Genomic DNA, 13,620 nt, shown 5'->3' on the forward strand with positions numbered 1-13,620 from the left:
AAATGTTTAAAAACTAAAAAAAGTAGTGATTTTGCCTAAAATTTACTGCTTCTTTATGTGTTATAATAGAGCTGGACACAAAAAGTTCAAAAAGAAATCACAATTAAAGTTTTTTTTTGAAGGATTTTTTGTTGGAATGTCGAAGTAAATTAAGCAGAACTAAATATCTTGGATATGTTTTAGCGGTTGGTAGACAGAAGAACGAAGAAGTTCAACTGAAAGCTTTACCTGCTGACAGTTTGCGATTCAGAGCGTAGCCACTTTGGATAGAAGTAAGCTGGCACTTGGCTATGTTTTGTTTTAGTAAATCAAAACTTCTAAGTGCTCCTTTTTTATGGGTAAAATCTTATTCGGCAAATAATACTTTATGCTTTTATAGTTGGTATTTAGCCGACTAAGTGTATTTTTACTAGTGAAGTTAATAGACTTCGCTGGCATTAGCCACAATTTGTTTTATTTACAAGGAGGAAGGTAAACATGATCGACATTAAAGATCGCGTATGCGAAGCAGTAGCCGGCAAAATTATGAGCGCCGAAGCAGCTGCAGAATTTGTAAAGGATGGCGACAACGTAGGTACCAGTGGTTTTACTCCGTCTGGTTATCCTAAAGCTGTGCCTCTTGCTCTGGCAGAAAAAGGCAAAAAAACTCCTTTCCAAATCAACGTTTGGACCGGTGCTTCTGTAGGTCCTGAAATGGATACCGCAATGACTCAAGCTGGTATCGTTGCTCGTCGTATGCCTTACCAAACTAACAATGATCTGCGTAAAGCTATCAACAACGGTTCTGTAAAATATACTGACCTGCATTTGAGCCATGTTGCTCAAATGACTCGCTATGGTTTCATGGAAAACCGCAGATGTGTAGACGTCGCTATCGTCGAAGCCTGCAAAATCATTGACCTTGGCAATGGCCAGGTTGGTTTGATTCCTACAACTTCCATGGGCAATTCTTCTTCTTATGTTCAATGTGCTGAAAAAGTTATTGTTGAAGTAAATACTTCTCAACCAGTAGAATTGGAAGGCATGCATGACTCCTATGTGCCTTTGGATCCTCCGAATCGTAAAGCTATTCCTGTTGAAAAACCGGAAGATGTAATCGGCACTCCTTATATTCCTTGCGATTTGGACAGACTCGTTGCAGTAGTTCCCTGCGATATTACTGATAAAGTTCGTCCGTTGGGCGAAATCGACGAAGATGCTCAAAAAATGGGTAAAAACTTGGTTGAATTCTTTAAATCTGAAGTTGCTGCAGGTCGTTTGCCCGCTAATCTGTTGCCGCTGCAGTCTGGTGTAGGTTCTGTTGCTAACGCAGTTATCAACGGTTTGGTTAACTCTGATTTTGAAGATTTGACTGTATATACCGAAGTTATTCAAGACGGTATGTTCGACTTGATCGATGCTGGCAAACTCCGCGTTTGCTCTGGTACCGCTTTGAGCCCATCCCCTGATTGCCTCAAAAAATTCTATGACAATGTAGAAAAATATAAAAAATATATCATTCTGCGTCCGCAAGAAGTTGCAAACAGCCCGGAAGTTGCTCGTCGTATCGGTGTCATTGCAATGAACACTGCTATTGAGGTTGACATCTATGGTAATGTTAACTCCACTCATATTTGCGGTACTAAGATTATGAATGGTATCGGCGGTTCCGGCGACTATGCTCGTAATGGTTATCTGACCGTATTCTTCACTACATCTCTTGCAAAAGGCGGAGCTATCAGCTCTGTAGTTCCTTTCTGCTCTCATGTTGACCATACTGAACATGACGTTGATGTTATCGTTTCCGAACGCGGCGTAGCTGACCTTCGTGGTTTGTCTCCAAAAGAACGTGCTTTGGTTATCATTGATAAAGTTGCTAATCCGAAATATCAACCGCTGCTTCTTGATTACTTCAAGAGAGCTTGCGAAGCTTGTGGCAATAGCCAAACTCCGCATATTATGGATGAAGCTTTCTCCTTCCATGATCGTTTCGTAAAAACCGGCACCATGGAAAAATAATTCTTAGTCAAGACGATTGACTGAGATTGTTGTCTGAAATATTTTGCCGGCAGATAGTTAGTTCTGCCGGCAAACTTTACAGCTTATCTGTAAATAAATTCTGTTGACGAGGCCTTCGGGCTTTGCCATATACACCGTCTATGACGGACACTCTCACCATAATTCGGTCAGTCCAAACCGGATTGTGCAAAAACAATATTCTTAAGGAGGATTTGAGAATGGCAAATGAAACTCTGAAAGCTGGATTTGACAAGTACATGGCTGGCGTAGAAGCTAAACTTGCTAAAAATCCCGAACGTGCAAACCTTGAGCCCAACAGGCTCTACACCCCTCTCGACATCGAAGGCTTCGACTATGAGAAGGATCTTGGCTTCCCTGGTGAATATCCTTACACTCGTGGTGTACAACCTACTATGTATCGTGGCCGTTTCTGGACCATGCGTATGTATGCTGGTTTCTCCACTGCGGAAGAATCCAACAAACGTTATCGTTACCTCTTGGCTAACGGTGGCAGCGGCTTGTCCTGCGCATTCGACCTTCCGACCCAAATCGGTTATGATTCTACCGATCCGATGGCTGAAGGCGAAGTTGGTAAAGTTGGCGTAGCTATCGACTCCTTGGCTGATATGGAAATCTTATTTGACCAAATTTCTTTGGATCAAGTTTCCACTTCCATGACCATCAACGCTCCTGCATCCGTACTTCTTTGCATGTACATCGCAGTTGCTGAGAAACAAGGCGTTTCCGCTGACAAACTGCGCGGTACTATTCAAAATGATATTTTGAAAGAGTATGCTGCTCGCGGAACTTACATTTTCCCGCCGAAACCCTCCATGCGTTTGATCACCAATATTTTCGAATATTGCTCCAAAAACGTACCGCTGTGGAATACCATCTCCATTTCCGGTTATCATATCCGTGAAGCTGGTTCCACCGCTTCTCAAGAAATCGCTTTCACCATCGCTGACGGTATCGCTTATGTTGAAGCAGCTATCAAAGCTGGTATGAACGTTGACGATTTTGCTGGTCGTCTGTCCTTCTTCTGGAACGCTCATAACAACGTACTCGAAGAAGTTGCTAAATTCCGCGCTTCCCGTCGTGTATGGGCTAAAGTTATGAAAGAAAGATTCGGCGCTCAAAAACCGAAATCTCAAATGCTCCGCGTACATACTCAAACTGCAGGTTCCATGCTGACTGCACAACAACCGAACAACAACATCGTTCGTGTTGCTCTGCAAACTGCTGCTGCTGTAATGGGTGGTACTCAATCTTTGCACACTAACTCCAAAGACGAAGCTTTGGCATTGCCGACCACTGAGTCTGTAACCATCGCTCTCCGTACTCAACAAATCGTTGCTTACGAATCCGGCTTGGCTGACACCGTTGATCCGTTGGGTGGTTCCTACTATGTTGAAGCTTTGACTAACAAAATCGAAGCTGAAGCTTGGGAATATATCAAAAAGATTGACGAAATTGGCGGCGCTCCTGAAGCTATCGCTAAAGGTTATATCCAAAAAGAAATCCAAGACTCCGCTTACAAATGGCAAATGGACATTGAAAAAGGCGACCGTATTATTGTTGGCGTAAACAAATTCCAACAAGAAGAAGAACCGCCGAAAAACTTGCTGCGTGTTGACGGCTCCGTTGGCAAATTGCAAGCTGATAAGATTGCTGCCCTTAAAGCTCGTCGTGACAATGCTAAAGTTGAAGAAACTTTAGCTGCTCTGGAAAAAGGCTGTGCTGACGAATCCGTTAACCTGATGCCTTTGATTCTTGACGCTGTACGTGCTTATGCAACTGAAGGCGAAATCTGCGGCGTAATGAGAAAAGTATTCGGCGAATATCAATCTCATACTGCTCTGTAATTTAGAGCCAACAATAATAGGGAGGTAAGAAATAATGTCTAATATTAGAGTTTTAGTAGCAAAACCGGGTCTGGACGGCCATGACCGCGGTGCTAAAGTTGTAGCTCGTGCATTGCGCGACGCTGGTTTTGAAGTTATTTACACCGGTATTCGTCTGACTCCGGAACAAATCGCTGAAGCTGCTCTGCAAGACGACGTTAAAGTTGTTGCTTTGAGCCTGCTTTCCGGCGCACACAACACCCTTTTCCCGAAAGTAGTTGAACTGCTGAAAGAAAAAGGTTTGACTGATGTTCTGGTTATCGGCGGCGGCGTTATTCCTGACGCTGACATTCCTGGTTTGAAAGCTGCTGGCATTGCCGAAGTATTCACTCCTGGCACTCCGACTGGCAACATTGTTGAATTCATCAACGCTAACGTAAAATAATTAAGGTTCTCAAAAATTTTGCAGGCCGGGCTTGTCCCGGCTTGCATAATACAATTTTTATTGGACCTCAACAAGGCGGTGTGATCATTGAATATTGTTGAAGGCGTATTAAACCATTCTCGTTTAGCATTAGCGAAAGCTATTACTGCCGTAGAGAACGAGTATGATAACGCTGTTGAAATAATGACAGCCATTTATCCCCACACCGGTAATGCTTATGTCATCGGAATAACCGGACCTCCGGGCGCTGGCAAAAGTACTTTGACCGACAAGCTTGCTAAAGAATATCGTAAACGCGGTAAAACAGTTGGTATTATCGCAATTGATCCTACAAGTCCTTTCTCCGGCGGTGCAATTTTAGGCGACCGTATCAGAATGTTGGACCTTACTGCCGATGAAGGCATTTTTGTTCGTTCCATGGCTACTCGCGGTAGTTTGGGTGGATTATCCCAAAAAGCGGGCGATGCTGTTAAATTGATGGATGCATATGGTTTTGATGTTATTATTGTTGAAACTGTTGGCGTTGGTCAATCTGAAGTAGATATTGTTAAAACTGCTGATACTACAATGGTTGTTGTTATTCCTGGTATGGGCGATGACATTCAGGCTATTAAAGCAGGTATACTTGAGATCGGTGACCTTTTCACGATCAATAAAGCTGACCGTGAAGGTACGGACAAGCTGAACATTGAGATTGAAATGATGTTGGAATTAAATCCCGAACATGTTGGCTGGCGTCCTCCGATCAATCGGACCATTGCCAGCAAGGGTGAAGGTATAGAAGCTGTTGTTGACTCTATTGAAGAGCACAAAGCATATTTGATTGAATCTGATCAATTGAGCAAAATACGCAAAGCTCGTATTAAAAACGAAGTTACTGCTATGCTTAATGACAGGGTCAACCGTTATATCGACAAGAATGTTGTAGCTACTTCCGAATTTGATATTTTAGTTGAAAAACTTCAAATTCGTGAAATTGAGCCGTATTCTGTTGTCGCTGACATTGTTGGTAAAGTTTTAAGATAAAACAACCAAAATTACTTTTAGGAGGAATTTGAAATGTTTAAAACAATTTGTGTTGACCATGTAGGTATTGCTTGCAAAGACCTGGATCTTTCCAAGAAATTCTACACTGAAGTTCTTGGCTTGAGCTGCACTGGTGAAGAAGCTGTTCCTGAGCAAGGTGTAAAAACCGTATTTATTCCCTGTGGCGAAACTTTGCTTGAGCTCCTTGTTGATATCACTGAAAATGGCGATGGCCCTATCGGCAAATACATCGCTAAAAATGGACAAGGTATCCAACATATCGCTGTTCGCGTTGATGATGTTCAAGCAGCTATTGATACCACTATTGAAAAAGGTGCTGCTATGATCGACAAAGCTCCTCGTGGCGGTGCTGGCGGAATGGATATCGCTTTCGTTCATCCGAAATCCGTAGGTATTTTGCTTGAGTATTGCGCTCCGGCAAAAAAATAATTCCGTAAAATACGGAATTACAAAAATCTTTTGAAGATTTTATTTTAAGTTGTTACATACTACACGGATGCGGACCAAAGAGTCTGCATCCGCGTAGATGTATATAAAATAAGGTTCTCCCAATAATGATGGAGGTGTAAGATTTGTCTACTCAAGCAAAAATTGAGAAAATGCTCAAAAAGTCCGAAGTAATTCTGGCTGCAGGCGGCGAAAAACGCGTTGCAAAACAACACGAAGCCGGCAAAATGACTGCACGTGAAAGAATTGCTGCACTCCTCGACGAAGGATCCTTTGTTGAATTGGATCGTTTCGTAAAACATCGTTGCACAAACTTCGGCCAAGAGAAGAAAGAACTTCCTGGCGAAGGTGTAACTACTGGTTACGGCACCATCGATGGCCGTCTGGTTTATGTATTCGCACAAGATTTCACTGTAGAAGGTGGTTCTTTAGGCGAAATGCATGCTGCTAAAATCGTAAAAGTACAACGCCTGTCCCTGAAAATGGGTGCTCCGCTTGTTGGCCTGAACGATTCCGGCGGTGCTCGTATCCAAGAAGCAATTGACGCTTTGGCTGGTTACGGCAAAATCTTCTTTGAAAACACTATTGCATCCGGCGTAGTTCCTCAGATCTCCGCTATCATGGGTCCTTCTGCTGGCGGCGCTGTATACAGCCCGGCACTGACTGACTTCATTTACATGGTAAAGAACACTTCTAAAATGTTCATTACCGGCCCCGCAGTAGTAAAATCTGTTACTGGTGAAGACGTAACCCAAGAACAACTGGGTGGCGCTATGACCCACAACAGCACTTCCGGCGTTGCACATTTTGCTGCAGAAAACGACGAAGACTGCTTGCAACAGATCCGTTACCTGCTGAGCTTCCTGCCTTCCAACAACATGGAATGCGCTCCTATCGTAGAAACCGGTGACGACCCGATGCGTATTGATGACTCCTTGAATACATTGCTTCCGGATAACTCCAACCAAGCATATGATATGAAAGACGTAATCAAATCCATCGTAGACAACGGTGAATTCTATGAATCCCAACAATATTGGGCAACCAATATTATCACTTGCTTTGCACGTATGGATGGTCAAACCGTAGGTATCATTGCAAACCAACCTAAAGTAATGGCTGGCTGCCTGGATATCAACGCATCCGACAAATCCTCTCGTTTTATTCGCTTCTGCGATGCCTTCAACATTCCTTTGCTGAACTTGGTAGACGTACCTGGCTTCCTGCCTGGCTGTAACCAAGAATACGGCGGTATCATTCGTCACGGCGCAAAAATGCTGTATGCATATTCCGAAGCAACTGTACCTAAAATTACTGTAGTAACCCGTAAAGCATACGGTGGTTCCTACCTGGCAATGTGTTCCCAAGATTTGGGCGCAGACCAAGTAATTGCATGGCCGACTGCAGAAATCGCAGTAATGGGACCTGCAGGTGCAGCTAACATCATCTTCAAAAATGATCCTGATGTAAAAGCAAAAACGGAAGAATATATCGATAACTTTGCAACTCCGTACCAAGCAGCAATGCGCGGCATGGTAGACATCGTAATCGAGCCGAAAAACACCCGTCCCACCATCATCAACGCTTTGCAAATGTTGCAGTCCAAACGTGAAACTCGCCCGGCAAAACGCCATGGCAATATTCCTTTGTAATTTGCAGCTTGCAGTATAGTGCTTAATTAATTAAGAAGAATGAGGTGAAATAATGGGTCCTGTAACTACTAATCCTTGGTTGATTGCTGCTATCAATATGACCATAGTTTTTGGCGTATTGGCTATGCTGGGTTTCTTGATGAAAGTTATCTACTTTGTAGATCCTACTCGTCAAAAAAAAACAGCTAATCCAGTAGCAGCACCGGCACCTGCCGCAGCACCTGCTGCTGTTGCAGCTCCTGTGCAGGATGACAGTGAAGTAATTGCTGTTATTGCAGCAGCTGTAGCTGCTCTTGGTCATTCCGCAGAGCAAATAGCCTGCGTACGTCGTCTGCCCGAAGCAAGCTGGACACAGAATGCTCATATTGAAGCAATTAGTGTACGTAAAGAATGCTTCTAATTTGGGGTTAATAATTAATCTATTTTATTACGAGATTTTAAGGAGGATTAACATCCATGAAAAAATATACCATTACCGTTAACGGCACTGCATATGAAGTAGAAGTTGAAGAAATGGGCGGCGCTGCTGCAACAGCTCCTAAAGCTGCTGCTCCTAAAGCTGCACCGGCACCTGCCGCTGCTCCCGCTCCTAAAGCTGCTGCACCGGCTCCGGCTGCAAAACCTGTTGCTGCTGGCTCTGCAACCATTTCTGCTCCTATGCCTGGTAAAGTTCTCGAAGTAAAAGTTAAAGCTGGCGACGCAGTTAAATCCGGCGACGTATTGATGATTCTCGAAGCAATGAAAATGCAAAACGAGATCATGGCTCCGGCTGACGGCACCATTTCTGACGTTCGCGTTTCCGCAGGTCAAACTGTTGGTACCGGCGACGTTATGATCGTAATGTAATTTGCGTCATAAGAAAGCAATAACTTTTATATTTAGAAGAGAGCTTATTTGTGATTGAAACTAGAAGCTCTCAAATAATTGAACATTGGGAGGATATAAATGGAAGCATTTGTAGTTGCTTTACAATCCGTATGGAATGACAGCGGTTTCTCCGCTTTCACCATGGGTAATGCTATCATGATGCTTGTTGGCATCATTCTGCTGTACCTTGCTATTGGTAAAGGCTTCGAACCATTGCTGCTGTCTCCGATCGCATTCGGCTGTTTGCTGGCAAACGTTCCTAAAACCGGTTTCGAAGATCAACCGGGTGTTATGCAGGTAATTCTTTATGGTATTCACCATGAAATTTTCCCGCCTTTGATTTTCTTAGGCGTAGGTGCAATGACAGACTTTGGTCCGTTGATTGCAAACCCGAAAACTTTGCTTTTGGGCGCTGCAGCTCAAGCAGGTGTATTTATTTCCTTGCTGGGCGCTATGATGCTCGGATTTACCGTGCAAGAAGCATCCGCTATCGGTATTATCGGTGGCGCTGATGGCCCGACTGCTATTTACCTGGCTGCAAAAATGGCTCCTAACCTGTTAGGTGCTATCGCAGTAGCTGCATATTCTTATATGTCGTTGGTTCCTTTGATCCAACCGCCTATTATGAAACTTTGCACTACCGAAGCTGACCGTAAAATTGTTATGGCACAATTGCGTCCTGTAACTCGTTTTGAGAAAATCGTATTCCCGATTGCAACCACTATCGTTATCAGCTTGTTGCTTCCGCCTGTAACTGCCTTGATTGGTATGTTAATGCTGGGCAACTTGTTCAAAGAAGCTGGCTGCTTGGATCGTCTTTCTGACACAGCGCAAAATGCTTTGATGAACATTGTAACGATTATGCTGGCAACTGGTACTGGTTTGACTATGAAAGCTGAATCTTTCCTGAACTATCAAACCATCTTGATCATCTGCCTTGGTCTTGTTGCTTTCGCAGCTGGTACTTTTGCAGGCGTTATCTTTGGTAAAATCATGTGTGTTCTGGATGGTGGTAAAACCAATCCTCTTATCGGTTCCGCTGGTGTATCCGCAGTTCCGATGGCAGCACGTGTATCCCAAGTTGTTGGTCAAAAAGCTAACCCTTCTAACTTCCTGCTCATGCATGCTATGGGCCCGAACGTAGCTGGTGTTATCGGCACCGCAGTAGCTGCAGGCGCAATGCTTGCAATGATTGGTGCTGCTAAATAACTAAAATTGAAACAGGTGCATCTTTTATGGTGTGCCTGTTTTTTATTATGCTAATTACCCATATATAAAGGAAATAATATGTTCATTTTAAATTTGGACATAGTTAACCTTCAACTATCAATATTTTAGTTAAATATTGCTTAAAAATCTGTTGCCTGTGCCACATAATTAAAAGTTTTTATTAAAAACTTTTAATTATGTGGCTTTTTGTTTAGATTTCATTTGCTGGCAAATAAAATTAGATGAAAAATACTTTCTTGTTATAATCTAGAAGTGAAATTTTTGTGAAAGAAATAATAAAAAAGTGTGACCTGTGCAACAGAAAAAAAGAACGTTCCTGATTATAATTAGTGTCAGGAATTTTGGAGAACTCTTGATGAATGGCAAAAAGTACCAGTAGTCAAGATCCAAAATTTTACATCCTTAATTTGTAGGGATGTATATAAAAATGTTCTCCTAATAATGATGGAGGTGTAAGATTTGTCTACTCAAGCAAAAATTGAGAAAATGCTCAAAAAGTCCGAAGTAATTCTGGCTGCAGGCGGCGAAAAACGCGTTGCAAAACAACACGAAGCCGGCAAAATGACTGCACGTGAAAGAATTGCTGCACTCCTCGACGAAGGATCCTTTGTTGAATTGGATCGTTTCGTAAAACATCGTTGCACAAACTTCGGCCAAGAGAAGAAAGAACTTCCTGGCGAAGGTGTAACTACTGGTTACGGCACCATCGATGGCCGTCTGGTTTATGTATTCGCACAAGATTTCACTGTAGAAGGTGGTTCTTTAGGCGAAATGCATGCTGCTAAAATCGTAAAAGTACAACGCCTGTCCCTGAAAATGGGTGCTCCGCTTGTTGGCCTGAACGATTCCGGCGGTGCTCGTATCCAAGAAGCAATTGACGCTTTGGCTGGTTACGGCAAAATCTTCTTTGAAAACACTATTGCATCCGGCGTAGTTCCTCAGATCTCCGCTATCATGGGTCCTTCTGCTGGCGGCGCTGTATACAGCCCGGCACTGACTGACTTCATTTACATGGTAAAGAACACTTCTAAAATGTTCATTACCGGCCCCGCAGTAGTAAAATCTGTTACTGGTGAAGACGTAACCCAAGAACAACTGGGTGGCGCTATGACCCACAACAGCACTTCCGGCGTTGCACATTTTGCTGCAGAAAACGACGAAGACTGCTTGCAACAGATCCGTTACCTGCTGAGCTTCCTGCCTTCCAACAACATGGAATGCGCTCCTATCGTAGAAACCGGTGACGACCCGATGCGTATTGATGACTCCTTGAATACATTGCTTCCGGATAACTCCAACCAAGCATATGATATGAAAGACGTAATCAAATCCATCGTAGACAACGGTGAATTCTATGAATCCCAACAATATTGGGCAACCAATATTATCACTTGCTTTGCACGTATGGATGGTCAAACCGTAGGTATCATTGCAAACCAACCTAAAGTAATGGCTGGCTGCCTGGATATCAACGCATCCGACAAATCCTCTCGTTTTATTCGCTTCTGCGATGCCTTCAACATTCCTTTGCTGAACTTGGTAGACGTACCTGGCTTCCTGCCTGGCTGTAACCAAGAATACGGCGGTATCATTCGTCACGGCGCAAAAATGCTGTATGCATATTCCGAAGCAACTGTACCTAAAATTACTGTAGTAACCCGTAAAGCATACGGTGGTTCCTACCTGGCAATGTGTTCCCAAGATTTGGGCGCAGACCAAGTAATTGCATGGCCGACTGCAGAAATCGCAGTAATGGGACCTGCAGGTGCAGCTAACATCATCTTCAAAAATGATCCTGATGTAAAAGCAAAAACGGAAGAATATATCGATAACTTTGCAACTCCGTACCAAGCAGCAATGCGCGGCATGGTAGACATCGTAATCGAGCCGAAAAACACCCGTCCCACCATCATCAACGCTTTGCAAATGTTGCAGTCCAAACGTGAAACTCGCCCGGCAAAACGCCATGGCAATATTCCTTTGTAATTTGCAGCTTGCAGTATAGTGCTTAATTAATTAAGAAGAATGAGGTGAAATAATGGGTCCTGTAACTACTAATCCTTGGTTGATTTCTATCATCAATATGACCATAGTTTTTGGCGTATTGGCAGCCTTGGGTGTTTTGATGAAAATCATCCAATTGGTAGATCCAACGCAAAAAAAAACTGAGAAACCAGTAGCAGCACCGGCACCTGCCGCAGCACCTGCTGCTGTTGCAGCTCCTGTGCAGGATGACAGTGAAGTAATTGCTGTTATTGCAGCAGCTGTAGCTGCTCTTGGCCATTCTGCAGAAGATATCGCTTATGTACGTCGTCTGCCCGAAGCTGGCTGGACACAGAATGCTCGTATTGAAGCAATTAGCGTACGTAAAGAATGCTTCTAAAACAAAGTTAGGTTTTAGCAACACTTAAGTTTAATATATTTTAAACAATTTTGAAGGAGGGTATTCCCTGTGAAAAAATATACCATTACCGTTAACGGCACTGCATATGAAGTAGAAGTTGAAGAAATGGGCGGCGTTGCTGCTCCTAAAGCTGCTGCACCTAAAGCAGCTCCTGCTGCTGCACCGGCAGCAGCACCCAAAGCAGCTCCTGCTGCTGCACCGGCTCCGGCTGCAAAACCTGTTGCTGCTGGCGCAGCTACTATCAGTGCTCCTATGCCTGGTAAAGTTCTCGAAGTTAAAGTTAAAGCTGGCGACGCAGTTAAAGCTGGCGATGTATTGATGATTCTTGAAGCAATGAAAATGCAAAACGAGATCATGGCTCCGGCTGACGGCACCATTTCTGACGTCCGTATTTCCGCAGGTCAAACTGTTGGTACCGGCGACGTTATGATCGTAATGTAATACAAACAAGCTGAGAGACCTTGAAAAGGTCTCTCAACTAAAAAATTTGTAGGAGGAAATTATGGAAGCATTTGTAGTTGCTTTACAATCCGTATGGAATGACAGCGGTTTCTCCGCTTTCACCATGGGTCATGCCATCATGATGTTGGTAGGTATTATTCTTTTATATTTGGCTATTGGTAAAGGTTTTGAACCTTTGCTGTTGTCTCCGATTGCATTCGGCTGTTTGCTGGCAAACGTGCCTAAAACAGGTTTTGAAGACCAACCGGGTGTTATGCAGGTAATTCTTTATGGTATTAATCATGAAATTTTCCCGCCTTTGATTTTCTTAGGCGTAGGTGCAATGACAGACTTTGGTCCGTTGATTGCAAACCCGAAAACTTTGCTTTTGGGCGCTGCAGCTCAAGCAGGTGTATTTGTTTCCTTGCTGGGCGCTATGATGCTCGGATTTACAGTGCAAGAAGCATCCGCTATCGGTATTATCGGTGGTGCTGATGGCCCGACTGCTATTTACCTGGCTGCAAAAATGGCTCCTAACCTGTTAGGTGCTATCGCAGTAGCTGCATATTCTTATATGTCGTTGGTTCCTTTGATCCAACCTCCTATTATGAAACTTTGCACTACTGAAGCTGACCGTAAAATCGTTATGGAACAACTGCGTCCGGTTTCTCATTTTGAAAGAATCGTATTCCCGGTTGTTACTACTATCGTTATCAGCTTGTTGCTTCCGCCTGTATGCTCTTTGATTGGTATGCTGATGTTGGGTAACCTGTTCAAAGAAGCTGGTTGTTTGGATCGTCTTTCCGATACTGCACAAAATGCTTTGATGAACATTGTAACGATCATGCTGGCAACTGGTACAGGTTTGACTATGAAAGCTGAATCCTTCCTGAACTATCAAACTATTTTGATCATTGTTCTTGGTTTGATCGCTTTCGCAGCTGGTACTTTTGCCGGTGTTGTATTTGGTAAGCTCATGTGCATTCTGGATGGTGGTAAAACCAATCCTCTTATCGGTTCCGCTGGTGTATCCGCAGTTCCGATGGCAGCACGTGTATCCCAAATCGTTGGTCAAAAAGCTAACCCTGCTAACTTCCTGCTCATGCATGCTATGGGCCCGAACGTAGCTGGTGTTATCGGTACCGCAGTAGCTGCAGGTGCAATGCTTGCAATGATTGGACCTGTCAAATAATTTATAGTATAAACAGAAATAGGTGCACTTTATCGTGCACCTATTTTTTTTGG

At 43.5% G+C, this 13,620-nt stretch carries 13 protein-coding genes; all 13 read left to right on the forward strand.

What is annotated here, in order from left to right; genetic code table 11:
- The first annotated feature begins 477 nt into the window (after window positions 1-477).
- Entirely contained in the window at window positions 478-1,998 is a 1,521-nt protein-coding gene (locus PFJ30894_RS04410) for an acetyl-CoA hydrolase/transferase family protein (RefSeq protein ID WP_021718261.1), read from the forward strand.
- A gap of 218 nt (window positions 1,999-2,216) precedes the next feature.
- Complete coding sequence (locus tag PFJ30894_RS04415; protein ID WP_021718262.1) at window positions 2,217-3,863, forward strand: acyl-CoA mutase large subunit family protein; 1,647 nt, start codon at window positions 2,217-2,219, stop codon at window positions 3,861-3,863.
- A gap of 34 nt (window positions 3,864-3,897) precedes the next feature.
- Window positions 3,898-4,287, forward strand: a complete 390-nt coding sequence (locus PFJ30894_RS04420) for a cobalamin B12-binding domain-containing protein (protein WP_021718263.1) — start codon at window positions 3,898-3,900, stop codon at window positions 4,285-4,287.
- Between the two features lie 87 nt (window positions 4,288-4,374).
- A complete protein-coding gene (gene meaB / locus PFJ30894_RS04425; RefSeq protein ID WP_021718264.1) occupies window positions 4,375-5,313 on the forward strand; it encodes a methylmalonyl Co-A mutase-associated GTPase MeaB in 939 nt (312 codons plus the stop codon).
- Window positions 5,314-5,346: 33 nt separating this feature from the next.
- Window positions 5,347-5,763 carry a methylmalonyl-CoA epimerase gene (gene mce, locus PFJ30894_RS04430; protein WP_021718265.1) on the forward strand — a complete coding sequence of 139 codons (417 nt, stop codon included), beginning with the start codon at window positions 5,347-5,349 and terminating at the stop codon, window positions 5,761-5,763.
- A 170-nt stretch (window positions 5,764-5,933) separates the two neighbouring features.
- On the forward strand, window positions 5,934-7,433 hold the full coding sequence (gene mmdA, locus PFJ30894_RS04435; protein ID WP_044491883.1) for a methylmalonyl-CoA decarboxylase subunit alpha: 1,500 nt from the start codon (window positions 5,934-5,936) through the stop codon (window positions 7,431-7,433).
- 52 nt (window positions 7,434-7,485) lie between these two features.
- Entirely contained in the window at window positions 7,486-7,833 is a 348-nt protein-coding gene (locus tag PFJ30894_RS04440) for an OadG family protein (protein ID WP_113078240.1), read from the forward strand.
- A 56-nt stretch (window positions 7,834-7,889) separates the two neighbouring features.
- The gene (locus PFJ30894_RS04445; RefSeq protein ID WP_125669137.1) at window positions 7,890-8,279 is read left to right on the forward strand and encodes a biotin/lipoyl-containing protein; all 390 of its coding nucleotides are present in this window, start codon (window positions 7,890-7,892) and stop codon (window positions 8,277-8,279) included.
- A 99-nt stretch (window positions 8,280-8,378) separates the two neighbouring features.
- Window positions 8,379-9,509 carry a sodium ion-translocating decarboxylase subunit beta gene (locus tag PFJ30894_RS04450; RefSeq protein WP_125669138.1) on the forward strand — a complete coding sequence of 377 codons (1,131 nt, stop codon included), beginning with the start codon at window positions 8,379-8,381 and terminating at the stop codon, window positions 9,507-9,509.
- A gap of 507 nt (window positions 9,510-10,016) precedes the next feature.
- Window positions 10,017-11,516, forward strand: a complete 1,500-nt coding sequence (mmdA, locus tag PFJ30894_RS04455; RefSeq protein ID WP_044491883.1) for a methylmalonyl-CoA decarboxylase subunit alpha — start codon at window positions 10,017-10,019, stop codon at window positions 11,514-11,516.
- 52 nt (window positions 11,517-11,568) lie between these two features.
- Window positions 11,569-11,913 (forward strand): OadG family transporter subunit, encoded by a 345-nt coding sequence (locus PFJ30894_RS04460; RefSeq protein WP_125669139.1) that lies wholly within the window; start codon window positions 11,569-11,571, stop codon window positions 11,911-11,913.
- Between the two features lie 69 nt (window positions 11,914-11,982).
- On the forward strand, window positions 11,983-12,375 hold the full coding sequence (locus PFJ30894_RS12025; RefSeq protein ID WP_021718268.1) for a biotin/lipoyl-containing protein: 393 nt from the start codon (window positions 11,983-11,985) through the stop codon (window positions 12,373-12,375).
- Between the two features lie 61 nt (window positions 12,376-12,436).
- Window positions 12,437-13,567 carry a sodium ion-translocating decarboxylase subunit beta gene (locus tag PFJ30894_RS04470; protein WP_113077340.1) on the forward strand — a complete coding sequence of 377 codons (1,131 nt, stop codon included), beginning with the start codon at window positions 12,437-12,439 and terminating at the stop codon, window positions 13,565-13,567.
- The last annotated feature ends 53 nt before the right edge of the window (window positions 13,568-13,620 follow it).

The sequence above is a fragment of the Phascolarctobacterium faecium genome (assembly GCF_003945365.1).
GTDB classification, from domain to species: Bacteria; Bacillota; Negativicutes; order Acidaminococcales; family Acidaminococcaceae; genus Phascolarctobacterium; species Phascolarctobacterium faecium.